25 protein-coding genes and 1 pseudogene are annotated in these 23,644 nt (G+C 59.3%); 17 read left to right on the top strand and 9 right to left on the bottom strand.

Annotated features, from left to right (window positions below):
• The first annotated feature begins 843 nt into the window (after window positions 1–843).
• Window positions 844–1,203: a helix-turn-helix transcriptional regulator gene (locus tag BLV41_RS23000; protein WP_074710918.1), complete on the top strand. Its 360-nt coding sequence runs from the start codon at window positions 844–846 to the stop codon at window positions 1,201–1,203.
• Here BLV41_RS23000 and BLV41_RS05495 read toward each other — a convergent pair.
• Both BLV41_RS05495 and BLV41_RS05490 read right to left on the bottom strand, forming a co-directional pair.
• On the bottom strand, window positions 1,176–1,520 hold the full coding sequence (locus tag BLV41_RS05495) for a VOC family protein (protein ID WP_425284257.1): 345 nt from the start codon (window positions 1,518–1,520) through the stop codon (window positions 1,176–1,178). The two genes, BLV41_RS23000 and BLV41_RS05495, sit on opposite strands and share 28 nt — an antisense overlap.
• 74 nt (window positions 1,521–1,594) lie before the next feature.
• The gene (locus BLV41_RS05490; RefSeq protein WP_074713119.1) at window positions 1,595–2,239 is read right to left on the bottom strand and encodes a response regulator transcription factor; all 645 of its coding nucleotides are present in this window, start codon (window positions 2,237–2,239) and stop codon (window positions 1,595–1,597) included.
• An 85-nt stretch (window positions 2,240–2,324) separates the two neighbouring features.
• On the opposite strand from BLV41_RS05490, the gene BLV41_RS05485 reads away from it, so the two are divergent.
• Both BLV41_RS05485 and BLV41_RS05480 read left to right on the top strand, forming a co-directional pair.
• Window positions 2,325–2,597 carry a hypothetical protein gene (locus BLV41_RS05485; protein ID WP_139244223.1) on the top strand — a complete coding sequence of 91 codons (273 nt, stop codon included), beginning with the start codon at window positions 2,325–2,327 and terminating at the stop codon, window positions 2,595–2,597.
• Between the two features lie 453 nt (window positions 2,598–3,050).
• Window positions 3,051–4,307 carry a phospholipase D-like domain-containing protein gene (locus BLV41_RS05480; RefSeq protein WP_074710915.1) on the top strand — a complete coding sequence of 419 codons (1,257 nt, stop codon included), beginning with the start codon at window positions 3,051–3,053 and terminating at the stop codon, window positions 4,305–4,307.
• Window positions 4,308–5,281: 974 nt separating this feature from the next.
• Here BLV41_RS05480 and BLV41_RS05470 read toward each other — a convergent pair.
• A complete protein-coding gene (locus BLV41_RS05470) occupies window positions 5,282–5,617 on the bottom strand; it encodes a hypothetical protein (protein ID WP_139244222.1) in 336 nt (111 codons plus the stop codon).
• A gap of 139 nt (window positions 5,618–5,756) precedes the next feature.
• On the opposite strand from BLV41_RS05470, the gene BLV41_RS05465 reads away from it, so the two are divergent.
• From BLV41_RS05465 to BLV41_RS21585, 5 genes and pseudogenes are all read left to right on the top strand, one after another.
• The gene (locus tag BLV41_RS05465) at window positions 5,757–6,683 is read left to right on the top strand and encodes an alpha/beta hydrolase (RefSeq protein ID WP_083360610.1); all 927 of its coding nucleotides are present in this window, start codon (window positions 5,757–5,759) and stop codon (window positions 6,681–6,683) included.
• A 16-nt stretch (window positions 6,684–6,699) separates the two neighbouring features.
• A pseudogene (locus BLV41_RS05460) lies at window positions 6,700–7,864 on the top strand (IS30 family transposase).
• A 280-nt stretch (window positions 7,865–8,144) separates the two neighbouring features.
• Window positions 8,145–8,525 carry a VOC family protein gene (locus BLV41_RS05455; protein ID WP_074710912.1) on the top strand — a complete coding sequence of 127 codons (381 nt, stop codon included), beginning with the start codon at window positions 8,145–8,147 and terminating at the stop codon, window positions 8,523–8,525.
• A 702-nt stretch (window positions 8,526–9,227) separates the two neighbouring features.
• The gene (locus BLV41_RS05450; RefSeq protein ID WP_211481607.1) at window positions 9,228–10,163 is read left to right on the top strand and encodes a phosphotransferase; all 936 of its coding nucleotides are present in this window, start codon (window positions 9,228–9,230) and stop codon (window positions 10,161–10,163) included.
• Window positions 10,164–10,273: 110 nt separating this feature from the next.
• Complete coding sequence (locus BLV41_RS21585; protein ID WP_139244221.1) at window positions 10,274–10,624, top strand: hypothetical protein; 351 nt, start codon at window positions 10,274–10,276, stop codon at window positions 10,622–10,624.
• A 177-nt stretch (window positions 10,625–10,801) separates the two neighbouring features.
• Here BLV41_RS21585 and BLV41_RS05445 read toward each other — a convergent pair whose 3' ends face one another.
• Window positions 10,802–11,563: a DeoR/GlpR family DNA-binding transcription regulator gene (locus tag BLV41_RS05445; protein WP_074710911.1), complete on the bottom strand. Its 762-nt coding sequence runs from the start codon at window positions 11,561–11,563 to the stop codon at window positions 10,802–10,804.
• Between the two features lie 47 nt (window positions 11,564–11,610).
• Here BLV41_RS05445 and BLV41_RS05440 point away from each other — a divergent pair, with 47 nt between their 5' ends.
• The 4 genes from BLV41_RS05440 to BLV41_RS05425 all read left to right on the top strand — a co-directional run bounded on the left by BLV41_RS05440 (window position 11,611) and on the right by BLV41_RS05425 (window position 14,411).
• Entirely contained in the window at window positions 11,611–12,003 is a 393-nt protein-coding gene (locus BLV41_RS05440; protein WP_244516738.1) for a DUF4406 domain-containing protein, read from the top strand.
• A complete protein-coding gene (locus tag BLV41_RS05435) occupies window positions 12,003–12,680 on the top strand; it encodes an NUDIX domain-containing protein (protein ID WP_074710909.1) in 678 nt (225 codons plus the stop codon). The genes BLV41_RS05440 and BLV41_RS05435 overlap by 1 nt, the downstream gene beginning before the upstream one ends.
• 603 nt (window positions 12,681–13,283) lie before the next feature.
• Window positions 13,284–13,883: a class I SAM-dependent methyltransferase gene (locus BLV41_RS05430; protein WP_074710908.1), complete on the top strand. Its 600-nt coding sequence runs from the start codon at window positions 13,284–13,286 to the stop codon at window positions 13,881–13,883.
• Window positions 13,884–13,976: 93 nt separating this feature from the next.
• On the top strand, window positions 13,977–14,411 hold the full coding sequence (locus BLV41_RS05425; RefSeq protein ID WP_074710907.1) for an NUDIX domain-containing protein: 435 nt from the start codon (window positions 13,977–13,979) through the stop codon (window positions 14,409–14,411).
• Between the two features lie 120 nt (window positions 14,412–14,531).
• Here the strand turns inward: BLV41_RS05425 and BLV41_RS05420 are convergent, their stop codons facing one another.
• Both BLV41_RS05420 and BLV41_RS05410 read right to left on the bottom strand, forming a co-directional pair.
• Window positions 14,532–14,843 (bottom strand): hypothetical protein, encoded by a 312-nt coding sequence (locus BLV41_RS05420; protein WP_074710906.1) that lies wholly within the window; start codon window positions 14,841–14,843, stop codon window positions 14,532–14,534.
• Between the two features lie 729 nt (window positions 14,844–15,572).
• A complete protein-coding gene (locus tag BLV41_RS05410) occupies window positions 15,573–15,917 on the bottom strand; it encodes a helix-turn-helix transcriptional regulator (RefSeq protein ID WP_074713117.1) in 345 nt (114 codons plus the stop codon).
• Window positions 15,918–16,228: 311 nt separating this feature from the next.
• Between BLV41_RS05410 and BLV41_RS05405 the strand changes: the two genes are divergently transcribed.
• The 4 genes from BLV41_RS05405 (at window position 16,229) to BLV41_RS05390 (ending at window position 18,963) form a co-directional block, all read left to right on the top strand.
• Window positions 16,229–16,840 (top strand): DUF4389 domain-containing protein, encoded by a 612-nt coding sequence (locus BLV41_RS05405; RefSeq protein ID WP_211481605.1) that lies wholly within the window; start codon window positions 16,229–16,231, stop codon window positions 16,838–16,840.
• Between the two features lie 69 nt (window positions 16,841–16,909).
• Window positions 16,910–17,704, top strand: coding sequence for a DUF4386 domain-containing protein (locus BLV41_RS05400; RefSeq protein WP_083360608.1), 795 nt, complete (start codon window positions 16,910–16,912; stop codon window positions 17,702–17,704).
• A 111-nt stretch (window positions 17,705–17,815) separates the two neighbouring features.
• Window positions 17,816–18,040: a hypothetical protein gene (locus BLV41_RS05395; RefSeq protein ID WP_074710904.1), complete on the top strand. Its 225-nt coding sequence runs from the start codon at window positions 17,816–17,818 to the stop codon at window positions 18,038–18,040.
• 194 nt (window positions 18,041–18,234) lie between these two features.
• Window positions 18,235–18,963 carry a helix-turn-helix domain-containing protein gene (locus BLV41_RS05390; RefSeq protein ID WP_244516987.1) on the top strand — a complete coding sequence of 243 codons (729 nt, stop codon included), beginning with the start codon at window positions 18,235–18,237 and terminating at the stop codon, window positions 18,961–18,963.
• A 431-nt stretch (window positions 18,964–19,394) separates the two neighbouring features.
• Here BLV41_RS05390 and BLV41_RS05385 read toward each other — a convergent pair whose 3' ends face one another.
• From BLV41_RS05385 to BLV41_RS05375, 3 genes are all read right to left on the bottom strand, one after another.
• Window positions 19,395–19,853 carry a YybH family protein gene (locus tag BLV41_RS05385; protein WP_074710903.1) on the bottom strand — a complete coding sequence of 153 codons (459 nt, stop codon included), beginning with the start codon at window positions 19,851–19,853 and terminating at the stop codon, window positions 19,395–19,397.
• A gap of 425 nt (window positions 19,854–20,278) precedes the next feature.
• Window positions 20,279–20,710, bottom strand: coding sequence for a YybH family protein (locus BLV41_RS05380; RefSeq protein WP_074710902.1), 432 nt, complete (start codon window positions 20,708–20,710; stop codon window positions 20,279–20,281).
• A 906-nt stretch (window positions 20,711–21,616) separates the two neighbouring features.
• Complete coding sequence (locus BLV41_RS05375) at window positions 21,617–22,282, bottom strand: TetR/AcrR family transcriptional regulator (protein ID WP_074710901.1); 666 nt, start codon at window positions 22,280–22,282, stop codon at window positions 21,617–21,619.
• Between the two features lie 94 nt (window positions 22,283–22,376).
• On the opposite strand from BLV41_RS05375, the gene BLV41_RS05370 reads away from it, so the two are divergent.
• A complete protein-coding gene (locus BLV41_RS05370) occupies window positions 22,377–23,576 on the top strand; it encodes an MFS transporter (RefSeq protein ID WP_074710900.1) in 1,200 nt (399 codons plus the stop codon).
• The last annotated feature ends 68 nt before the right edge of the window (window positions 23,577–23,644 follow it).

Raw genomic sequence — 23,644 nt, 5'->3', positions numbered from 1 at the left:
GTTGAAACTCTCGAAAGTGCGCACAGTGGAGCCAACTGGTCCGTTGCCATCATGGATGCATCAGAGTACATGAAGCCAAGTGCGTCGGTACCCTCTGCCATTTGAACGTGTGGTCGGGCATGAATGGCGGAGGCCACTAGGGGCAGGACTTCGATGTCCGTTCTAGCAAGAACACGCGCCACAATTTGTCGTGGGAGCAGACAGCCAGAGTTCTTCGACGCCTCAGGGGTTGGCTGCTGGCACTAATTCCTGCCGATCAAACCGAGTAAGTGCGTGGTTTCTCCCCCGCCAGCTTGCAGTGCTTCACAGAGTCCGGGTTTGGCATAAAGTTTGGCATCCCGTTTGAGTCTCTCCACAAAAAAGGTCGGTTCATCGAAGCCCCCGATTGAGCCGTCTTGGCGAGCAGGCGAAGGGCAGCGGATCGCTCCATACATCGTCGAGTTTCAGCTGTCGAGTCAGATTCATCGTCGACAGTCGGCCGAACACGGCGACATCTCGGGCATTGACTGATCCAGGACCACGCAATTGACACATATGCCGTTCAAAATTTCGTAACCATAACTTGAACAGGCCAGATGAACTGCTGTCCCGTAGACGGTCCTTACGGACAAAAGAATGACCTACCTTCAGTTCTTCGTGTCATGATCTGGCAACCGGTCTACGGCACGCATACGCGGAAAGGGAATGATGGCTGAGATGCTGGTGAGATGTATGCGGAACTGGCTCTTGGTGGAGGGCGCACGATTTAGCGTTCGAGAGGGAGTAATGGGGCCATCATTCCAGCTGATGGCTGTGTCGACCTGATCCTCCGGAACGAGGAAGTCTTCAAGGCGCTCGGGCAACATGGCCGAATGCACCAGAACTTGTCGCTGCTTTCAGCACACAATCAAGCCAAAGTCGCCCGTGGGCATCGTTCATTCACGGCCACGCCAGGAGGGCACACACCCGTGGCGAGTAGCCGAATTACTGGACTGGTCGCAGCGTAGGTTCACACGCCGAATGCTCCAAGAATTTGGGTATGCCTATCTAACGCTGGCACGCATTGATCGTGCAAAACGCGCGTGTGCGCTGTTGAAAGAAGGATCCAGCCTGATCGACGCCGCTGCGATTGCCGGGTATGCCGACCAGCCACATCTCTCCCGAGAGTTCCAGCGACTAGTCGGCGTCAGCCCGGGTCAGTTCTTGTCAAGCTCCGCGCAGTGATCAACGGAATTGCCGTCGGGGTCAAGAAGCGTGGCGTAGTGTTGCCCCCAATGCGCGTCCCACGGATCAACATGCGAGGTGTACCCAGCCTCGATCAGCTCCGCGAAAGCAGTATCAACAGCGGCAGGGCTGCCCTTGTCGAAAGCCAAGGCGATGTGGTGGCCTCCGATGGGTGAGATGTAGGCGGCATCGAAGCCACGTATGGTCTCTACGGTGTCCCACGCCAAGACAGTTCCGTCGTCCAGTTTCCCATCGACATGCGGTGCGTTAGCTTGATCATCCGCAATGTGCACGCCTAGCTTTCGGTAGAATGCCAACGATTCGGCCAAAAACAGAGGGAACGGAAACAACGCCTATTTTCTTGGACCTGGCTTCGGAAAATGACAGGTACTCATCCGCGCGGATTAACGCGTTTATGGTCAGGAATGAAACCGTGTTCAAGGCCCCAGAGGATGGCGTTGGAGCGGTCAGTTACCCCGATGCGGCGGTAGCAGCTGCGGATGAAGGTCTTGACGGTGTTGATTGATAACCGAGCCCTGTCGGCGATCTCGGCATTATTCAAACCTTGAGTGATCAGTGCCAGCACCTCGGCCTCCCGTTGAGTGAGGCCTTCTTCGCGGCCTGGCCAATCGCCCAGGCTGGATTTCGCTTGGCCACTGGGTCCTGGGAAAACCTTGCCTTCTCCCCGGTGGATTTCGTGGAGTGCACTGACCAGTCGGGCTGCGGGCAAGCCTTTAGAAAGATATCCGCTGGCTCCGTTCGCCAGTGCCGCTTGGACCCTTGTTTCATCGAGATCCCAGGAATAGACAATGACTTTGCCAGCCAGCGGATTGCTAGCCAGTTCGTGGACGTCCGCGCCGTCTCCTGGGGTCGCGGCAAAAGTATCGTAGAGCGTGAGGTGGACAGGTGTATCCACATTACGGTTGAGGTCCAGTTCGACTACCTCCACCGTGTCCCCGTAAGAACGAAGCATCATCTCCAGCCCGCGAAGCACAATTTCATAGTCATCCACCAGGGCGATGCGAAGGCTTTCCATCCCCTCACTGTAAGGCAACAATGGGCAGGCAAGTTCACCCCTAGGGGTGAAGAAGTTAACCCCCTCTGCGAAATAGGCTTCGGGAATGGAAGCAACCCAAACCATGAACGGACCCATGCCTGAGGACGACGATCTCGGCCAGGCGACTGTTCGAGAACTTATTGTGAAACTGGCCCTGACCGAGGACGAACATAGAACTGCCACCAACCCCGGACGGATCGCAGACCTTGCACGCCGCGAACAGGCAATTGTAGCGGCGTTGCACCGGAATGGACATTCGCTCAACGACCCAGGCAATCGAAAATCAGCTGAACCTTCGATGACCGCGTGCTCAGCTGAAGACATGATGGCCAAATAGTGCGGACGACAACCACGCAACCGTCCACACAGTTTCAGGTTGAGCCCACTCTTTCCCGATCATCGGCTGATTCGCGGGCGACGGTCGCGAAGTTGGTGGTCAGGCATGCCGGCATCGAGATCCAGAGATACGTCTATACCCGTGAGGGGAACCACGCATCCGTGGTGTGGGCTGTAGCCTCCGCCAGCGCACGTTCACACCCGAGACGGTTTTCCAGCCAGGCGACAACCGCCTCCTTTGGGACGGATACCTGATCCCTCATGGTCAGCTCGCCGCGATTCGTCAGGTGGCCCGCCGACCGCGGCGGACGGGCGCAACCTATTGCCCACCCGACCCCACAGTCAGTGCCTCGGGAAAATAGGCTGATAAAACGCGCGCGCCCAGGGTCGGGCGCGACATCGGCACGAACCAGTATCTGCAAGTTAAGGACTGAACGGGGGCTAGGCTGTGGTCATGGATCAAGCGTCGCCCAGTCCTGCCGTAGAGGCAGCCAAAAAAACCGTCCTGAGGACCGCCGTTGCGGTTGCAGCCGTTCAAGGCACCGTGATAACCGGCCTTGTTGTCTGGGATGCGGTCAAGCGCCGGTCCCGGTCCAAACGAACCGGGTTCCCCCATCCAGGCACTTTTCACAGCACTATCGCCGAGTCAAACATCAAGCTGTACACCTACGGCGCTGACCTATATACCGACATGCTCGAGTCGATCCGCGGTGCCAAGAAACAGATTTTTATCGAAACCTTCATCTGGAAAAACGATGAAGCCGGTCTCCAGTTCAAGGACGCACTGAACGAAGCTGCAGAGCGCGGCGTAGAGGTCTACATCATCTATGACGTCTTTGCCAACCTCGTGGTTCCTGGCGCGTTTTTCAAGTTCCATCCGGCCATCCACGTCTATGGATTCCCCATGTTTCGACCCTCGCTACTGCTAGGCACCATCCGCTCCACAAGTTTGGATCACCGCAAGCTGCTCATTGTCGACGACGAAACAGGTTTTGTGGGCGGCTACAACATTGGCTCGCTCTATGCCACCGAATGGCGCGATACCCATCTCCGCGTCACCGGGACATCCGTATGGGATATCCGCAACGCTTTCGTCTCGGTATGGAACCGCCAATTTCCCGGTCGAAACCCGAAAATTCCCCACACGACGCCCGGGACCTGGGAGTCCAGGATTCGAGCCATCAACAATATTCCAGCAAGCCTGGTATACCCGATCCGGGGAATCTACCTTGACGCGATCGGCCGAGCCGAGAAACATATTTACATCACGATGGCCTATTTCATTCCCGACCAGCAGATCCTCAGGGCCCTACTCGAAGCAAGCGAACGCGGAGTGGATGTTCGAGTGATCCTACCCCGCGATTCCAACCATGTTCTTTCCGACTGGCTGTCGCGCGGCTTCTACAGGTCCTTGTTAGATTCTGGTGTCCGGATCTTGCTCTACCGTGACGCCATGATTCACGCGAAAACTGCCACCATCGACGGCCAGTGGTCAACCATCGGCACAGCAAATATTGACCGCCTGAGTTTGACCGGCAACTACGAAACCAATCTCGAAATCCACGACGAGGCCTTCGCCACCAACATGGAGGACGTCTTCGACGTTGACAGTCGCAACAGCCACGAACTCACGCTGGAGGAATGGAGCACCCGTCCCTGGATAGCACGATTCAGTGAATCCGTCATCATCCCCTTACGCCCATTCCTTTAGCGATCAACACATCCACGAGACACCCTTGGGAAGCGCCGATGGCCGATGTGTCTGCGTTACGGCGCAGGAGCGGGCGGATCCGCGCCAGCAGGTCTTCCATGTCGCAGGGCTTGTCCGAGTAGGCTTCGTCACCCCGGTCCAATGCCTCGACCCGGTCCGCGGGATGAATCAGCGCCGAGAGCCGAGGGCAAGGGTGGTGACCCCTTTCCGGCGCAGCCGCTGCAGTTCGTCCAAGCCCTCAATGGCCGGCAACCCCCGATCCATCACGATCGACCGCAAGATTCCATGACGAGTGGGGTTGCGACGGACGGTGGAATGGCACTCCCGCCGAGGGAAACTCGGCACGTCTGCCGAAAGAAACAGTTGCCGTGAACACAACCACGAACCAGCTCGTTGACGCCTTAAACCGAGCCAAGAACGACGCCGTACAGCCAAACCTGGTCTCAGACGTTCGTTTTGAAGTCGTGCCAGACCCGACCTGGGTCAAGAATTCCGTCGTCATCATCGAAACATCGACGAAGCATGTCATCGAAAGCCTTCCCGTGGACGAGAAGGCTGGCCGATCATCTCAAAGGATTCAAATCCTCTATAACGCACTCCCTCTCAGCAAGCGGGCCCATTGGCCACAGATAACCCTGTCCGGGATAACAAGCGTGAGCGCCGAGTGCCCATGGTGGGATTCGAACCAAACATTGACCCTCGAAAACAGAGGGAAGCAGCGAGCTCCTGCAGATTTCCGTCCCAATACGACGCGATCCGGAACCGTCCGAAAGGAAAAGTGTTCCCAACTGGAACACGCCACTACTGACGTGGTTCTGAAGTTCCATCTGTCTCCCATTGATGAGCCCCACGTCCGTGGGTGAGATTGGACCAACCGGGGGAAACCAATCAATCCACCGCCGCGCGTCACCCTGAACCTGGGGACAAATGATCCACGTGCCATCTTCTCCGGCAAGATGCGCTGGACGTCTTCACTACGAGTACAGAAGACTCACATCCCAGGCGTGGTCCAAACGAACAGACTGTGGGCAGCCGCACCAAGACCACTGGCTGGCACCGGATTCTCCCGTGAAGGACCGGCGAATTAAGGCGGCCGAGCCACCATTGACGGTCGTAAAGTGGGCCACTTCGATGGCCTGGCGTCGAGTGCTACGGGCACGTTTGTAGGGCGTGGCCCAAGGGGTCGTCGCGATGAACACCGGGGCTTCTATCTCATGCTCGTCCCTCAGCCAGTCCGGCAGCATCCGTTCAACGAACATGGTTAGATCGGCGGCCGTTTGGGTGGGGTCTTCCGACCAGTCAAGAAGCAACGAGAGGATCCCTCCCACAAGGTCAAACCCGCACCTGTAGCTGACACTTCAAAGGAAAAGGTCCAGTGACCTCACCGCCACGTGGACAGGCCAGGCCCATTGGGGACCACGTCCGCAAGCCACCGCTAGACTGCCACCTGTGACTATCGAACTGCCGTACCAACCACTGCCGATTGACCAATCCTCCGTGCGATACCAACATGGGCCGAACTCAATTCAGCAGCAGGGAGTCCCAGTCGGTACCGTCGTCGAGTTTGAATGGAACCACAGCACGCTCTACCCAGGCACCTCTCGGAAGTTCTGGGTCCATGTCCCGCAGCAGTATTGTCCGGGCGAGCCGACTTCACTGATGGTGTTCCAGGACGGTTGGCTCTACCTCGATCCCGAGGGAGAGGTCCGTGGCGGAATTGTCTTGGACAACCTCATCCACTCCGGCGACATCCCAGTCACCATCAGTATCTTCCTCAACCCGGGAATCTTCCCCGAGTCGGAACAGCCGAAGAACCGCAACACTGAATATGACGCTTTCGATGGCAGGTACGTCGACTTTCTACTCACCGAGATCATCCCGCAAGTCACCGAGCGCTACTCCGTCTCCGAAGACCCAGAAACCTGGGGAATTTGCGGTGGGAGCAGTGGGGGCAATTGTGCCTTCACTGCCGCGTGGCTGCGCCCAGACAAGTTCCGCCGCGTCATCGGATTCCTACCGAGCTTTGCACAGATACCCAACGGAAATCCATACCCCGAACTAATCCCGAACACGACCACCAAACCGCTCCGCATCTTCATGCAGGCCGGTCACCGTGACCTGCACTGGAACGAACCAGACCGAAACTGGCTTTCAAATAACCTTCGCGTCACAGCGGCCCTTGCAGAGGCAGGCTACGACTTCCGCCTCGTCCTCGGGGACGGCGGCCACAGCCCCAACCACGGCGGTGTCCTGTTGCCAGACGCCCTCCGCTGGCTATGGAGGTGGCAGCCCAAGCAGGCTCGGCCCCGTGGAGTCCTCCGAATGGAACCCTCATGTTTTGTGTCCCGCTCAGAGTTGCTTGGGTTCTTGCGGTGATTGCAACACTTAGTGAATGAGTGTTGTCATGGCGGAGTATTTGATCCTTTTCCGGCCGGATTTAATACAGGTGTTTTGGGTAGGGATGCGGGCTGGTGATTTCACTATTGATGCTGTGATTCAGATCAATACCAGTAGGCGTACGGGGCGCACTGTCTTGGCCGCTGCCGGTGGCGTCCGACCTCGCCGTGGCAGGAATTGGATGGGCCGGTGCTTGGCGTTCATCCAGCGTGAAGAGATCGCGATTCTCCGCGCCCAAGGTCAGTCCTTGAGAGTGATCGGGGAGGTTATTGGCCGTTCGGCGTCGACGGTATCCCGGGAGTTGGGGCGCAACAAGAAACCTGGCACCGCCTATCGGGCAACCTCTGCCCATATCCTCGCCTATGAGAGTGCCAGCCGGCCGAAACCGGCCAAACTCCACAGGAATACGCTCTTGCGTGCGAAAGTGTTAGAGCACCTTGCCAAGAAGTATTCACCGGAACAAATCGCAGGACGATTGCGGGTCCAGTTCCCCGACCATGAGGAGATGCGGGTGTCACCGGAGACGATTTACCAGTCCTTGTATGTCCAGTCCCGGGGCGCCTTGAATCGGGATCTGGCTACGTGTTTACGCACCGGGAGGGCTGTGCGGCGTCCGTCCCACAAGGCCGGGCAGCGTAGGAACCGGATCCTAGGAATGATCAACATTTCCCAGCGTCCGCCGGAGGTAGAGGACCGTGCCGTGCCAAGGCACTGGGAAGGGGACATCATCATCGGCAAAGGTAACCAGAGCGCTATTGGGACACTCGTGCAGCGGACTACCAACTACACGATGCTCGTTCACCTACACGATGGCTACAAAGCCGAGCAGATGCGTGAAGCGTTGACCGCGAAGATCAACACCCCCAAGCGCTGCGGCATTCGCTGATGTGGGACCAGGGCATCGAAATGCAGGACTGGAAAACGGTGAAGCTGGATATCGGGATCGAGATCTACTTTTGCGACCCGCATTCGCCCTGGCAGCGTGGCATCAACGAGCACTCAATGGACTCTTACGTCAGTATTTCCCCCAAGGCACTGATTTGAGCATCCACAGTGCCCAGGATCTTGACTGGGTCGCCACTGAACTCAACGACAGACCACGCAAACGACTAGAGGCCAAGAAACCGATCGAACTGATCGAACCCCTCCTGTTGCATTGACCGCCAGAATCCGCCGTTCCCTCTTGGTACCCGGTCAAGCGCAGGGAGCCCCCGCTTCCTGCAAGGTGGGAGCCAGGCACTTGGTCGTTTCTCAAAGTCAGTTTCCCCACTGCATGACCAACGGGCCTGCCCGGCTGCCGAGGCAGGGGCGGCCCTGAAATTATTTCCCCCGCGCATCGCCATATCCAGTACAATTCAGGCATTGTTTTCACTGCTCGGAGCATATGAGTTCCATGTCTGGCCGCCTCGGCAGTTCCCATACAGAGAGCAGGTTACGTTAATGGCATGTCGTATCGGTGAGCTCGTGCTCGGTTGTCGCGACCCTGAGGTATTGGCGCGGTTCTGGTGCGAGGTCCTTGACTTCGTCGTGCTCGATCGACTGGACGACGGCTCGGTAGAAATCGGGCCGCGCGAAGGGTTCGGCGGTCCACAGCCGACAATCTTCCTCAGTCGCAGGGATGAGCCGGAGAAGGGAAAATCCCGACTGCACATCGACGTCAACGCCACCGACCGCGATCAGGACTCCGAACTCGAACGCCTTCTGAAGCTCGGTGCGCTCCCGGCCGACATCGGCCAGACAGGGGACGAACAGTGGCATGTCCTGGCCGATCCCGAAGGCAATGAGTTCTGCCTGCTCAAGGCACGCCTGAACCCACTCTGAGGCTCTACCTCGAAGGCCGGCGTGGCGGGTTTGTCGCGATCGTTAAGTATGTGAAATCGCCCGTAGAGGATTCCTCTTGGGGATTTCTCGCGCTGCCGCGAACAATCCTGCATGCCAGACCTAGGGGCAGCATTGCAGATCTTCTGGGATTAACTGCATACCGATGGCTGTGAGATCGAACATGAGATTCATGACTTCGCCCAACGGATCACGAGGGTCAGGGACAAGCCATTCACGCATCCTGATCTCCAGTTCTTGGCCACGTTCCGGCCACTAGTTGAGCCCCTGAATATCGTAGTTTCCTGCTTTCAGAACACCTTCGCTGCAAAATCTGAGCACCCACAAAATTGAGTCTTCTCGTGGCGCCGGCGATCCTGCTTCACGAAATAGTTGCAGGACCTCGGCGAGGCGAAGCCAGTCGCTCCAACCTCGTGAGAGTGCCTCTAGATCAAATTCTGACGTATGCAACTAACCCCCTCAACACTAAATTGGTGCACCTGAAACAGGGTTCCGCAAAGCCTGCCTCGCGACTTTCTCCAGCGCGAGCACACGGATTCGCACGTCAATACTGCGTAGGCGGCACAAGGAGTAGCAAACCGTCCCGTTCAAGGTTTCGCATGCGGCACGGTAGAGAATGCGACACCAGAGAGTCATGGCCGATGGTGGAACTAGCCGCAGGTTCCCTGTTTGTAGAATCGAACGATGGTGTTGAGATCAATGTTCGTTGAAGTTGAGGCGTGGTGTTTTCGCGTGCTCGGCCACGGCACTCTCACGTCGTTGCGTGCCGAAGCTGGCGGTCAAATGTCTCATCAGTTCCGCTACGACTCCGATGAGCAAGGCACTGTTGCCGTCAAGGTCCGGTCTGATTCCGCCGACAGGATCAGTCGATGCCTTCAAATTCAGCGCATTGCAGCGGATGCTGGCTTCCCGTGTGCCCGGCCATTGACCAGAGCAGACCTACTCGAACCGGGTGTGGTGGTCAGTGCTGAGACATGGCTTGCTGGCGGTGAAATGCGCTCCGGTGGAGAGGTTTCCTTTGCCGCCCGGTCCGCGAAACTCTTGGCGGGTCTGATGGAGATTCTTGAATCACAGTCCCCCACCGGGCTTGGCGCACCGCCTCCGTGGATGCACTGGAATCCGCCAACAGGTGGCTTGTGGCCAACAAATCCAGTGGTAGACGCCATGAACCAAGACCTCGTACCTGGACACGTGCATGACATTGCCCGTTCCGTATCGCGACGACTGGCACAAGGAGTCTTACCCCTAGTTGTTGGGCACGGCGACTGGGAAAGCCAAAATCTTCGCTGGCAAGGAGACCTCCCATGGGCGGTCCACGATTGGGATAGCCTCGTCGCCCTCCCGGAAGCGGCTATCGTCGGTGCAGCATCCGGCGCCTTTGCCAGCACCGCCACCCCAACACTGTCAACCATCGAAAGCTCGGGAAATTTCATTGACGCCTACCAGCAGGCGCGTGATAGACGGTTTACCGACGAAGAGCAGGAGGTTGCCTGGGCCGCGAGCTTGTGGCCTGCACTGCATAACGCCCGCGGTGAAAGTCTCTTCCAATCCCCGCCGGTCGCACTGGATGCGCTCACCTGTCAGGCACCGGAACGACTCCAACGCGCCGGTGTCCCGTAGAGCGTTCCGGTTACGGCCTGCCCCGTTCCAACCGGGAGCCCCTGTGAAACGTAGTTGGGTACTTGTCGCGTCAGCACGAACCAACCCGCATCAGCCGGTACGGTGAAGCCATGACGCAACCTGCCACTGCACCCGGGCCCCGTCCCCTGTGGCGCAGTACCGTAGGAGCAGCAGTCGTCACCGGTGCATCCCTGTGGCTCACTTGGTCATCCCAACAATTGCCCACAATGTGCCCGGCCATCTACCCTGCACCAGCCAGCTGCAGCCTGGATGCCCCTTTCAGTCCCGCAGGATGGGGAACTGTAGTCATCGTTAGTCTCTTCTCGGCACTACTGGCAGCCAGTGCCGTGATTGGATCAGAACGAAAATTAATCGTCCTGCGATGCCTCATGGCATCACTGGGTGTCGCTGCCATTGTTGTCCCCCTCTGGACGCTGGGCGTGTCCGGGTTGAGCGCATAAGTATTCCGAATTCCCGCTCCGGGTTCCCCTGCGGACAGCACCATCGATCTCACAGCGGCTGTTGAGCTAGGTGGTTCAACGTCCTGGATCCGGACCGGCCTAGCGGACGCTGAGTGACCTAGTTCGAAATGCGCCAGCTGAATACCGCCTTAGTGATGGGGGTCCGACTGGTGGCGCTCAATCGTGCGTGGCGATGAGGGTTGTGCCGTTTCGTTGGAGCTCTTTGAGGGTCGGGTCGTCATGGGGACGGTCCGTGATGATTCCTGCGATCTTGTTCAAGGGCAGGACTTGGTAGCGGGAGGTGACGCCGATCTTTTCGCCGCTTGCGAGGACATAGGTGTCGCCGGCCCGGCTGGCCAGTGCCCGCTTCATGGCTGCCTCGTCAACGTCGCCTGTGGTCAGTCCCTCTGAGGGATGCACACCGGTCACCCCGAGGAGGAAAATGTCGGCAGAGATTGTTTGCGCTGCCTCCACTGCTGCGGCGCCACAGGTCACGGCCGAATGCTTGAACAGTCGACCACCGAGGAGGAAGACTTCGATGCCTTCATGGGGCACAAGTGCTGCGGCGATCGTGGGGCTGTGCGTAATGATGGTGCACTTCAGCGAAGAAGGAAGGGCCCGCACGACGGCGAGAGTTGTGGTCCCGCCGTCGAGGATGACGATAGCGCCTGGATCGATGAGGCGGGCGGCGCGGCGGGCAACCCGGTCCTTGCTGTCCGGCTCAACACTGGTGCGGGCGGCATAATCGGCTGTTGCTGGCGAGACGGGCAGGGCTCCGCCGTACACGCGTTGACACAGCCCTGCCGCGGCAAGTTCGCGGAGATCACGACGGACACTGTCGTCGGATAAGCCCAGCTCGGCCGCGATTTCCTTGGCAACAAGTTTCCCGTCCTTGGCCAAGCGATGCAGCAGGAGGGTGTGTCGTTCAGCAGCAAGCATTCATGTTCCTTCCGGCTTTTGCATGTTTATGCACTATTCTAACGTCCATGACCAAATCCCTAATGATTCTGATCGCCGGCCCCTACCGTTCCGGAACGGGGGATGACCCGGAACTGCTGCGCCGGAACCTCAACCGGCTTGAGGCTGCGGCGTGGCCTATCTTTCAAGCCGGACACTTGCCGATGATCGGCGAGTGGGTCGCCCTGCCCGTACTGGAAAGTGCGGGTGTCACTGACCTCTCGGATCCACTGGCCGGTGAGGTGATGTATCCGGCCGCCGAACGCCTCCTCCAGCGATGCGACGCGGTCTTGAGGCTGCCCGGCGAGTCACGCGGCGCCGACCAGGACGTTGCACTGGCCAGAGACCGCGGGATACCCGTCTATGACCATTTGGGCGACATCCCCGGCGTCGAAGCGCCGCTCGTGGACACGGTTCAGTAATGGCCACCAATGGGAGCCCCCTTCTTGGACAGCTTGGCGTAGACATACCTGACAGTCGAGGGCGAACAGGACTGAACCGAGCAGGTGCCGATCTGGATGGAAACCCGAACGTCCGGATCGCCAACGTCGAGGTTACCTCGGACGGGTGGCATGTTCTGCGTCGAACCACCTTCACCTACCGCCGGCGGGACGGGCAACAGGTCCTGGAGGCGCGAGAAAGCTATGACCGGGGAAACGGTGCCACAATCCTGGTCTACGACCCCGTCAGGAGAACTGTCTTGCTGACAAGGCAGTTTCGATTCCCGGCCTACGTCAACGGGCACAGCGATGGCATGCTCATCGAAACGGCCGCGGGACTGCTCGATGACGATACTCCTGAAGTCGCCATCCGGCGGGAAGCCAGCGAAGAACTCGGCGTCACCCTCGGGAACCTGCAGCACATATTCGACCTCTACATGAGCCCCGGCTCAGTCACGGAGCGCGTCCACTTCTACGCCGCACAGTACCGCCCGAACGATCGAACAACCCCCGGAGGTGGCCTGCCAGAGGACGGCGAAGACATCGAAGTGCTCGAGATTCCTTTCGATGAAGCACTGGCCATGACAGCCAATGGCGCTATCGTGGACGGCAAAACCGTCATCCTCCTCCAGTGGGCAGCCACAACCCACCTCCTCTGACACAACCCACGAAAAGCCTCCCGACCTGCCCACAAGGACGATCCAGCCAAACACGCAGGGGTCTCGCCATCGCCGCACTGAGGCACCTGCAACGTTCCCGCTCAACGTTCGTCTTGCAGAACTGACTTTTCATTCGTCAGATCGTTCAGCTGTGGGTTTCCTAAAATGATGCCGGGCCTTTGCGTTTATCGGCCGAACGACTGCGGACAACCTTAACGATCATGAAGGTCGTCGTGATGGCCACGGAGACAATTTCGACAACAGCACTAGCCAGGGGTAGCGGCGGCAAAAGGATCGTTCCGCTGATTGCGTAAAGGCACCCCAACTGCCACCACGATGGATCCTGATATCTCATCCTGCTCCCGCGGGTGATTCCAATGGCTCCCGAGTGTACGTCGATTCGACGCCCTTGTCCGCTCAAGGATTCCCCGCGGGACTGCATCGTCGATCCGGCGGCCACTGTTGAGGTGAGAAATTCAACGTCCAGGTCCCGGACCGGCTAACGGGACACTTTGGCGATGTCTAAATTGGACACCCCTTACGGTTCAGCGAGGGAGGAGATCATGCCAACGGTCGTGCTGGTGGGTCCTTAGACTTGCTTGCATGACTGACTCTCACGTTCAACAGGCCTATGCCGAACGGGCATCCGAGTACACAGCCATTCTTGGGACCGTCGATGACATGCATGAGCTTGATCGGAAGCGTATTGGGCAATGGGCTCAGCAGATTAGAGGCCGCATCATCGACGCCGGATGCGGACCAGGACATTGGACGGATTTTCTCCACCAACGGGGTGCCGACATCTCAGGCGTTGACCTGGTGCCCGAATTCATTGAGAGCGCCCGCCTTCGCTTCCCCGATGTATCATTCCGAGTCTCCTCGCTCCGCACCCTCGATGAAGCCGATGGCAGCCTAAATGGAGTGCTCGCCTGGTATTCACTGATTCACCTGCCGCCAGCAGAACTACCGTCAGTTCTCTCCGAGCTCGCTCGCGTTCTTTCGCCTCAAGGCCACCTGCTCGTGGGCTTTTTCGATGGCGAGCCCGCAGAACCGTTCGACCATGCTGTTGCCCCGGCATACTACTGGTCAGTCGATCAGATGAGTTCCCTGGTGCATGCCGCCGGGTTTGCGGTGATCGATACCGAAGCCCGCCAAGATTCCGGTAGCCGCCCGCACGCAGCAATCTCTGCGATTGCCCGGTAAGCATTCCCCTGACAGCCATCCGTGCGCTGTTCAGCCACCTCCGGAAATTGGAATCACCCAAAGCGCCCTCTGTGCCGCTGATACTCTCAATCAATGCCAATTGTGAAAGAAGAAGCCGTTTGCTACGTTGTCCAGGATGATCGCCTACTGGTCTTCACTCATTTACAACACCCCATGCACATCACAGGAGTCCAAGTACCTGCCGGAACCATAAAACCTGGCGAAACTCCCACCCAAGCCGCACAGCGCGAACTCTTTGAAGAGACAGGGTTAGAAGGCATCGTCAGCCGCGAACTGGGAACGATGGCTTACGACGTACGGCCAATGCGAGATGAAATCGCAAACCGGCATTTCCTAGAACTAAGAGTCCCCCAGCAAGATCTTTCACGGCGTTGGGTCGCCGGAGAACAAGACCCCTCGCACGGCGGCGCGTCTGAACCCTGGGAATGCTGGTGGCTACCCTTGGTGCAAGCACACGTACTCGCCACTGGGCTCGGTTCCCAGCTCTGGAAACTCAGCCAGCACTAGTTGAGGTTCAGGTATAACTCGTTGGACCTGCAGAGGAATATACCCGTCTCACAAACCGTTCCCCGTCTGGGGTTTTGGTGGGCTTTTCTACGATCGAGAGGTCCGCCTGCATTCGAGCAATTACCCACCAATGTTTCCATGGATCCGCGTAGGAATATGATCTGGGAAGTCTTCTTCGCCTACGCCTCCGGCCGCATAGAACGAATCTAGGAAGGAACGAGCCTCCTCAACCAGGGCTTCCCTGGACATCCGTGAAGCGCCGTCTGAATCGTTTGGCGCCGCCTCGCCACCACTACGCCCGATCGTGAACCCGTACGTTCCTACCGCCGGACCATTGAGCCAGGAATAGTCGCAGCTGAGCCTCCCGTCAGGCTGATACCTCTCGCTGATACGGAACAGCTCGTCATCAACTGAGATTTCGAAGACGTCCATTTGACGAGCCTAAACTGAATCGTAGGACTCGCCCGTCGCTCATTTCCGTTGACTGTACTCGGCGCCAGAAGCTGCGGGAGTGCCATTGTCACGGCAAGTCACCCCAGGTCCCGTTCGAGGTTCGGCTAATTCAATCGGTAGTCGCACCAGCCCAGGACAGAGGACTTTGGACACTCAGTGCAGTCACCTTCGGAAGATGTCACCCTTCGTGCAAAGTCGCTGTGTCCTCCCCATTGCAAGCCCGGGGCGCATCGATTTCGACGAGCTCCAAGGCGAACAGGACTATTCCGGTGCGCGCGCCTACGGTCAATCCAAACTCGCCACAGTCCTCTTTACCCACGGATTGGCATAGAAGTTCCAGGCCAGCCGAGTCACCGCCAACGCTTTGCACCCAGGAGGGGTCAGTACGGCATTTGGGGCTGAGGACCCCTGCGTCGTCCAACGACTTTTCCTGCCCGTCATGCGGCCGTTCATGAAGACTCCTACTGGGGTCGCGGCCACGTCTATCCATGTTGGGCCAGCGCCGGAATTGGACTAGGTGACGGGTTGCTACTTCGCCAACAGCAAGCCCAAGAAATCCTCGCAACAAGTCCACGACAACACCGTCGCAATACGCCTCAGGCAACGGAGCACCGACTTGGTTGGACTGGAAACGTTCCCCCTGAAGCGCAAACAAGACATGTCACACGTAGTGCCCTCACTGTGGCAGTGTCGAGTGGACAGTTCTCGTCAGCTGACGCCGCCGTTGACAGTCCCGGATGCCCCAACGGCGGCACCTGGCGTTGTGGAATGCTTCACCTCCGGCCTGAGGAGCACATCGAGAATCTCACCGACCGCAACCTCATCTAGCCCCTCACGGCGTATCGGTTGATTCGGATGCAGCTCGTAGAAATTCCGACTGCCTACCCGGCGGCGGGTCAGGTAACCGCCCGCGACCAAGTCCGCCACGATCCGGTGTGCCGCCCGCTCCTGGACTCCCACGCTGTCTGCGATCTCACGGATCCGGATGCCGGGGTGAAGCGCGACGCAGTAGAGCGCATGCAAGTGATTCGTCAGGAAACCCCATTCAGTCATGTCATCCACCCTATCTACTATCAGGGACATGCATCCATTGACATGTCTTTTATAGCAGCATATCGTTGCGCATGTCGACTAAATGGCTTCCCCGCCGACATGCGTCGCGGATCTGAACGGATTGGAGACGCCAACCTCATTTGGGACGCTGGCGTCGCCCACGTGAAAGTGGCTGGCATCTTGGCGCATGGAAGGATTCCTCATGGAGCGACAGTTCCCCTGCCCTCCCGTTCTCGACGGTGAGTTTTCCCCGCATCCAAGCCGTTGGCTGTGGCTCGTCAAGTGGCTGTTGGTCACCCCCCCACGTCGTCGTGCTGTTCTTCTTGTGGATCGTATTCCTTGTGCTGTCGGTGCTCGCGTTCTTCACGATTCTGGTTACGGCCCGCTACCCGCGGGCGATCTTTGACTTCAATGTCGGCGTGCAGCGTTGGACGTGGCGGGTGGGCTACTACCCCTACAGCGCGCTGGGCACCGACCGCTATCCGCCGTTCAGTCTGGCCGACGATCCGAACTACCCGGCACGACTGTCCATGGAGCACCCGCAGTCGCTCTCACGCGGGCTCGTGTTGGTGAAGTGGTGGCTGCTCGCGCTGCCTCACTACCTGATCATCGGTGTCTTCACCGGTGCTGCTTTGGCCGGCTACAGCCAGGTGCGAGATAACAACGCCTGGGCCTACGGCAGTGGTCTCATCGGCCTGCTGGTCTTCATTGCCGCCATCGTCCTGCTGTTTGCTGGCCTCTACCCCCGCGGTCTACTCGACCTCATCATGGGACTAAACAGATGGGTGTTCCGAGTCAGCACCTACGCAACACTAATGACCAACCAATACCCGCCGCTCCGGCTCGACATGGGAGGCCAGGACGTGTCCCAATCCGCGGACGCACCCATCGGCCTCGGGCCGGACCCGCTGCCAGAAAGCTGACGTGATCCCGCACCCACTGCAGCACACGACTAATTTCAACCGGCCAACCCAACCTCGAAGGAGTACACCATGGCCACCAACATCCACGCCACCCCACCCCTCAGCCCTTCAAGCTCGAGACGCCGAATGCCACCGATAAGAAGGGTCTCCCTGACCGTCGGCGTGCTGTATGTGCTGACGTTTGTCTCCATCCCCACCCTCGCGCTTTACAAGGCGGTGAAGGATGATGCAGGCGCCTTCGTGCTGGGCGCTGGCAGCACCACCGGGGTGCAGTTGGGTGCCCTGTCCGAGGTCATCGTCGGCCTGGCCGGCATTGGCACCGCCTTGGTGCTATACCCCGTGGCAAAGCGGGTCAGTCAAACCGCAGCCTTGGGGTTCGTGGCCGCCCGACTTATCGAAACCTGTCTCATCCTTGTCAGCGTCGTCAGCCTGCTCTCGATCATCACACTGCGCAACGACGTCGCGGGAACGGCAAACGCGGACCCGGCGACACTTGCCACAATGGCCCACGGCCTGGTGGCAAACTACACTTGGATGTTCCTGCTCTCGCAGAGCCTGATGCCCGTAGCATGTGACCTATTCCTGGGCTACGTGCTGTACCGCTCGGCCCTGGTGCCCCGCTTTTTCCCGATCATTGCATTCATCGGAGCCCCGCTGCTCTTGGCCTCCGACATCGCGATTTACTTTGGCATCTATGCCGCGGTATCGTCAATCGCTCTTTTCGCCGCACTGCCCGTCGCCGTGTTCGAACTCTCCCTCGGCATCTGGCTGATCGTCAAAGGCTTCAAGCCCACACCGCTAACCGCCGACTACCCAACAAACCGACGCGATCATCCCAACACCCAAGCAACGCCCCAGCCATGAACACCCGAACCCCACCACCGATCGGCTCCACCTACTCCGGCGACGGGTCTGCCCCGACTTGGTTTGACACCTGACTTGTGAGGATACCTTCCTTGCAGCAAGGATATTGATATGTCCAAGCCTTTCCCCGCCGAGTTACGCCGCGATTTTATTACCGTGCTTCGCAAGCATGAAGCCCCGATCGCTCAGATCGCCAGAAACTACGGGATCTCCTCAGCGACCTTGCACAACTTTCTCAAGAATGCCGATGTCGAGGAAGGCATCCTCCCGGGTGTGAGCGCTGCTGAGACGGCCGACCTACCCGGGCGCGGGCCAGGTATTCAGGACGCACAGTGAATAGTAGACAACGATCATCCCGGTCTACAATCCCCTCCAGCGCGCGTCGGGCCGCGGTACCGCTGTATAGGTTCCGACCGCCGGTTGGCACCCCGCATCGTATCGAAGTCACCACGCTCGAGGATTTCTTCGCCAGATACGATCCGTGGCCCTGGGCCTCGAATAGACCCGGCCGAGCTACGTTCCACTACTTGGTGCACGTCACGGAGGGCGAGTTCGTCCATGACGTTGACTATGTCACTCAGACCGTGGCCGCCGGTCAATGGCTTTGGGTTCGTCCTGGGCATGCGCAGAGCTGGCACCCGCCGGGCCCCGCCCTTGGGCAGCTGATTCTATTCGAACCGGACGTACTCTCGCCCGATGTGGCCCAACTCCTCGCTCGGGTGACGGCCCACGAGGCCCCGCCGGTGCTTACCCCACATGCGCAGGACGCCGCCGGGCTGCAGCAGACAGTGCATCAGCTCTTGGATGAACACCGCGCGCTAGGCCGACGCCAGCTCAACGTACATCATGCTCTCCGGCGCAGCCTGCTCGAAACTCTGCTGCTGCGCCTGGCGAACTCCCCCGATGTCGCTCCCCCGGCAGCGTCCGGTGGGAACACCTACCCGCAATTCGTGGATGCACTCGAACTGCGCTTCCGCGAGCTCCACCACGCCTCCGAGTATGCTCGACTGCTCGGCTGCTCGGTCCGCACCCTTAGCCGCGCGACGCACGAGGCCACCGGGAAGCGGACGCGTGAGGTAATCGATGAGCGCCGACTTCTCGAGGCTCGTCGACTGCTCACTAGCGCAGGGTGGGATGCCAACGCCGTTGCGGTCCATCTGGGATTCAGCGACCCAGCAAACTTCGGGCGCTTTTTTCGCACACGTGTCGGCCTGACTCCGGCTTCATTCGCCGCACGTGAGGCCGAATCCAGCGATTGAGCTCCATCGAACGACTCTGACTCGTTACGAACCCATGCGTCGTGCAGGCACCGATCGGCCACGCTCTCGGTACTCACACACAGATGCTCGGGACTACCCGTCGCAATTCAATTTCTGACCGCCAGCCCATCACATCGCACGTCGAGCACGCAGCCGACGTTCGCGATCAATGCAGTGGCCGTCCTCGACGAAGACGACACTCGCTCAGGAGCCGAAGCAACTCGTCCAACAGGACCTCGGCGTGGCTGGCGTGGGAGGACGTTCTTCCAGCATCTGCACAGCGTCGCTCTGGTCGCGGCCCTGGACGGAGGCCAGCTTGGGCCTTCTTCTCACACCCTTTGCCCAAGCTGTCTTATCCGGAAGACTCCGTCACCGCGCCTCCTCAACAATCGCGACGCATTGCGGCGCCAGATAGCAGAGAGGGCGGGGTTCTACTTCCGGATGCTGTCGAGATTCCACGAATTGCGCAGTTTTTGGATGTTGTCGACATCCCACGAATGGCGAAGGGACAGGTGCCCATGCGTCATCAGCCACGTGCCGTCGGTCTTCCGGAAGATGAGCGACATGTTCCACGACAGGAACAGTGTCTCCTCGCCGGTGCCGTCTTGCTGATACGTGTTGAACGTGAAAGCAAGCAGGCCCGCATCGGTGCTGATCGAGCGGGAGACCTCATTCAAATGCTCTTGGCGGGTGATGCCCGCATCCCCATGGATGCGTTTGAAGTGCTCACGCACGGCTTCACGACCGACGAGAAGGTAGTCGGCCAGTGGATCGCCGTAAGTCACGTCCTCGGCCAGCGCATCCATATAGCCTGTCGGGTCGCCCGAGCTCCACCACCACTGAATGGACTTCTCGAACCCGACGAGCGATTTGAGTTCCTCAGGGGTCATGACATTTCCTATCTATCGACGTGTGCGATCTGCAGTTGCCGCACTTCTCCACCATCTCTCCCGCTGCGACCCGCCACTTACTCAGCAACGGACGCCCAGTCGTCAACAACGGACATCTATCAGTCGAGGGCACGAGCCCATCCGTATACACGAGCAGCGAAATACCAACCCTCGGCGCGGACGCTGCCGTCTGCCTCATCGATCATCAATTGGCAGATCGTTCACGCACTGCCCGTGGCACCCTTGTAAGACAAAGCTCTCCCCCAGTACGAGCGGTCTGCTGCACAGATTAGGCGTTCACTTCCCACCGGCGATCGCCGCGTCCATGTGCAGCCGCCCGAACGTCTCCAGTTCGCCTTGATGAAGTGCTCATTCATCCATGTTTCTAGCGGGCGTGATAGTGAAACAGGGCCGACGGCTTTCACTCAGGAGGCGATTGCTTCGGTTACCGTCTGCGCGAACGCCCAGTTCGAGTGCACGATCCGCCACCGGCCGTCGATCAGCTGGTAACCGTGGGTGGCATTCCAGGCACGCAGCTGCTGTTCGGCGCCATACTCATCGAGAACGAAGGTATCCAAGTTGTAGCCAAGTACGGCGAGGTCACCGGTATCGCTGACATGCACCGAAGGGTTGAGATACTCGCTACGCACGATGTGCGGGTTCGAGTAGATGGAGTCGATCCAGGCGATCACCTTTTCGCGACCGACCAAAATGCTCTTTAGAATTGGGTCGAAGTAGCTGACGTCGTCGGCGAAAGCGTCGAGGTAGCCGCGACTGTCGCCCGCGCTCCACCGTTCGTTGAAGGACTTCTCCAGCTCGATGATTGTGTGGCTGATCTCTTCTTTGTTGACGCTCATGGCGTGCTCCTGTCGTGTGTGGGCGATGGCCCGTTCGGCGGGCTGCTGCCACGGGCCGGTTGTGCACTTCAATCTTGGACGCCCATCGTGACCGGGCATCACTCTCGAGCGGACACATAGTGGTCAATCCCGGACACGACAGTCGCAGGTGCCGCCGGCGGAGCCGCGCCTTGTCCCGCAGATGCCGGGATCTCGGGGGCACGAGCTCTTGCGGATTGGGATGGGTTCGCATGGTGACCATGTGCTTGCCTGGCGTGTTTCCGAATTTTGAGGTCAGTCTGCTCCTGGCCGGTTTCTCCACCGGGTCGCCGCGGCCATCCATCCCGGCCCCGAAATTGCCATGCGTATCTTCGCCACCCCGAACTACGTCGTCTCCAAGGCGAATTCCTGAAGAACGGCACCGAGTACCGCGTCACCATAGGCGGAGACGGTCTCATGCGTTGAAGACTACAAGCGTGTTCGCGAATTGGGAACATCACCGCTCGTACTCCATGTTTTGGACTAGCACCCTCGTTGGTCGGTCTCGCCGTCCCGCAGGAGCTTCCCCTACGGACAGCGTCTTCGATCCGGCGGACACTGTTGAATTGAGAGGTTCAACGTCCCGGTATCGTACTGGCTTGCGGCATAGCCCCATGGAACGCATCCGCCCGGCAGGTTCGTTGCTTTCTGTGCATTCACGAATTGGCTGCTGAAAGTCGCCACCGAGCTCAACACTCAGCCCCGCAAGGTCCTGGGCGTCAGAACCCCCGCGCAAGCTATGGAACAGCTACTACCGGAACTTATGAAAAGCGCGGGTGCGCCGACCGATGGAATTCGCCGAACCCTGAACGGGCAACATTCTTCAAGTGGCCATTGAATTGTGCAGCCTGCGTCTGTTTGGCGGCTTTCCCTGAATGCTGAGTCGCCCTACTTGTCGTTGTTAAGGATGCTGGTCCGGGCTTCGACGCTGCCATCCTGACCCATGGCCGCGGCTGAAGGGCGAAGACCGTTGAGGAGCAGCTCGGCAGCAGTATGCAGCACAGCGGGCGGCACGCCGTCAAGCAGTTGCGTGGAGACTCCCAATACAAACGTGTGCACCAGGATCGCTGATACCGCAGGATCGTAGTCTGAACGGATTACGCCGCCAGCGACAGCTCGACGGATGCACGCCTCAATGCCTTCACGATCCTCCTCCCGACGTGCGGCAACGATGCTCCGCGCTGCGACGTAATCGTCTCCGCCTGCACCGACGGTTGCCGACAGTGCGACGAGACACCCACCGGGATGTGTCGGTTCGGACTGCATCTCTATCGTCCCGTGAAGCATCAGGCCGAGGGCTTCCAGCGGGTCCAGCGTCAGGTCGCCGACGAGTTCGCTCACCTGGCCCGGCCCGGCGATGTAGTGCTCGATCGCACGCTCGAACAGGCCCTCTTTCGACCCGAAGGCACCATAAAGGCTCGCCGATGAGAGCCCGGTTGCCGCACGCAGCTGCGTAATCGACGACGCCTCGTACCCGTGCCGCCAAAACACCTGCATTGCGGCATCGAGTACCTCGTGCTCGACGAAGGTCCTCGGTCGTCCCTGCTGTGCCATCTAAGCCCTTTCGGATCGCTCGTTCCAGTTTGACACACAGACATGCACTTGTCACTATAGGAACGTTCGTTCCATAAATAGAGAAGAGTCATCTGTGTCTGTCTCAACATTCGAATCGACCGCCTCGAAACGGCCGGAACGCGAACGTAGCCTGCCCGTCCTCGCACTCGTCCTAATGGCCCTAAGCGGGTTCATCATCATCATGACCGAGACACTTCCGGCCGGCCTGCTCCCACAACTCGCCATCGAATTTCAGGTCAGCAACGGCACTGCGGGCCAGCTCATCACCGCTTATGCACTCGGCACAGTCCTCGCCGCGATCCCTACGATCGCGATGACGCGAAGCGCGTCCCGCAAACCGCTGCTCATCGTAGGGCTGCTCGGCTTCTTCGTCGCGAACACGCTCATGGCGATCTCGCCGACACTAGTGATAGCGCTCGTCGTGCGCTTCATCGCCGGGGCGTTCTCGGGCCTGATCTGGGGCATGCTCGCGGGCTATGCCCGTCGCATCGCCGCCCCGGAACACGCAGGCCGCGCCCTCGCGATCGCGATGGCCGGCACACCGGTCGCACTCTCTATCGGGACGCCGCTCGGCGCTTGGCTCGGCTCGACGGTCGGCTGGCGGTGGTCCTTTGCTGGCGTCTCCGCACTCACCGTGGTCGTTGTGCTGTTGGTGCTCGCGTGTGTGCCGAACGCGCCAGGGCAGCGATCGGATAACCGAGTTCCCCTTGGCCGGGTGCTCGTAATCCCAGGCGTGGCCGCGATCCTCGGTGTGGTGTTTGCATGGATGCTTGCCCACAATCTGCTTTACTCGTACATCGCACCATACCTCGACGGCACTGGGGTCGGGCTTCGGCCCGATGTAGCTCTATTTGTCTTCGGCGTCGCCGCACTCGTCGGCATCTGGATCACCGGCACCCTGATCGACCGATCGCTTCGGCGCCTTGCCCTCGTGAGTACGGCGTCCTTCATCGTCGCCGGTGCCCTATTGCTGACCTTCCCTGCTTCGCTGCCAGTGACGATCGTTGCGGTCGCACTGTGGGGTGTCGCATTCGGGGGCGCCGCGACACAGCTGCAGACAGCGATCGGCGACGCGGCGGGTGAGAGCGTCGATGTTGCGAACGCTATGCTCACGACCGCGTTCAACCTCGCCATCTTCGGCGGAGCGGCGATCGGCGCGCTCCTCGTCGATGGCAGCGGGCCTACAGCACTCCCTCTCGCGATGATCGCACTCTCCACCTTCGCCCTCCTGGCAGTCACCTTCGGCCGCAAGCGAGCCTTCCCGTCAAGCTAGAAAGCCATCATCTAGCAATGCACGGCTCAGTTCAAGACCAGCTTTCACGCTTGGTTCTACGAAAAATG

Origin of the sequence: Arthrobacter alpinus (assembly GCF_900105965.1) — a bacterium.
GTDB lineage: Bacteria > Actinomycetota > Actinomycetes > Actinomycetales > Micrococcaceae > Specibacter > Specibacter alpinus.
The sequence above is the reverse complement of the archived record's forward strand: the minus strand, read 5'-3'. Positions and strand labels throughout refer to the sequence as shown.

Excerpts from the sequence above, each read along its gene's own strand:
- BLV41_RS23000 (WP_074710918.1), top strand. The coding sequence starts at position 844 with ATGGCCGAATGCACCAGAACTTGTCGCTGCTTTCAGCACACAATCAAG.
- BLV41_RS05490 (WP_074713119.1), bottom strand. The coding sequence starts at position 2,239 with ATGGAAAGCCTTCGCATCGCCCTGGTGGATGACTATGAAATTGTGCTT.
- BLV41_RS05485 (WP_139244223.1), top strand. The coding sequence starts at position 2,325 with ATGGAAGCAACCCAAACCATGAACGGACCCATGCCTGAGGACGACGAT.
- BLV41_RS05480 (WP_074710915.1), top strand. The coding sequence starts at position 3,051 with ATGGATCAAGCGTCGCCCAGTCCTGCCGTAGAGGCAGCCAAAAAAACC.
- BLV41_RS05455 (WP_074710912.1), top strand. The coding sequence starts at position 8,145 with ATGGCATGTCGTATCGGTGAGCTCGTGCTCGGTTGTCGCGACCCTGAG.
- BLV41_RS05450 (WP_211481607.1), top strand. The coding sequence starts at position 9,228 with ATGGTGTTGAGATCAATGTTCGTTGAAGTTGAGGCGTGGTGTTTTCGC.
- BLV41_RS21585 (WP_139244221.1), top strand. The coding sequence starts at position 10,274 with ATGACGCAACCTGCCACTGCACCCGGGCCCCGTCCCCTGTGGCGCAGT.
- BLV41_RS05445 (WP_074710911.1), bottom strand. The coding sequence starts at position 11,563 with ATGCTTGCTGCTGAACGACACACCCTCCTGCTGCATCGCTTGGCCAAG.
- BLV41_RS05440 (WP_244516738.1), top strand. The coding sequence starts at position 11,611 with ATGACCAAATCCCTAATGATTCTGATCGCCGGCCCCTACCGTTCCGGA.
- BLV41_RS05435 (WP_074710909.1), top strand. The coding sequence starts at position 12,003 with ATGGCCACCAATGGGAGCCCCCTTCTTGGACAGCTTGGCGTAGACATA.
- BLV41_RS05430 (WP_074710908.1), top strand. The coding sequence starts at position 13,284 with ATGACTGACTCTCACGTTCAACAGGCCTATGCCGAACGGGCATCCGAG.
- BLV41_RS05425 (WP_074710907.1), top strand. The coding sequence starts at position 13,977 with ATGCCAATTGTGAAAGAAGAAGCCGTTTGCTACGTTGTCCAGGATGAT.
- BLV41_RS05420 (WP_074710906.1), bottom strand. The coding sequence starts at position 14,843 with ATGGACGTCTTCGAAATCTCAGTTGATGACGAGCTGTTCCGTATCAGC.
- BLV41_RS05410 (WP_074713117.1), bottom strand. The coding sequence starts at position 15,917 with ATGACTGAATGGGGTTTCCTGACGAATCACTTGCATGCGCTCTACTGC.
- BLV41_RS05400 (WP_083360608.1), top strand. The coding sequence starts at position 16,910 with ATGGCCACCAACATCCACGCCACCCCACCCCTCAGCCCTTCAAGCTCG.
- BLV41_RS05395 (WP_074710904.1), top strand. The coding sequence starts at position 17,816 with ATGTCCAAGCCTTTCCCCGCCGAGTTACGCCGCGATTTTATTACCGTG.
- BLV41_RS05385 (WP_074710903.1), bottom strand. The coding sequence starts at position 19,853 with ATGACCCCTGAGGAACTCAAATCGCTCGTCGGGTTCGAGAAGTCCATT.
- BLV41_RS05380 (WP_074710902.1), bottom strand. The coding sequence starts at position 20,710 with ATGAGCGTCAACAAAGAAGAGATCAGCCACACAATCATCGAGCTGGAG.
- BLV41_RS05375 (WP_074710901.1), bottom strand. The coding sequence starts at position 22,282 with ATGGCACAGCAGGGACGACCGAGGACCTTCGTCGAGCACGAGGTACTC.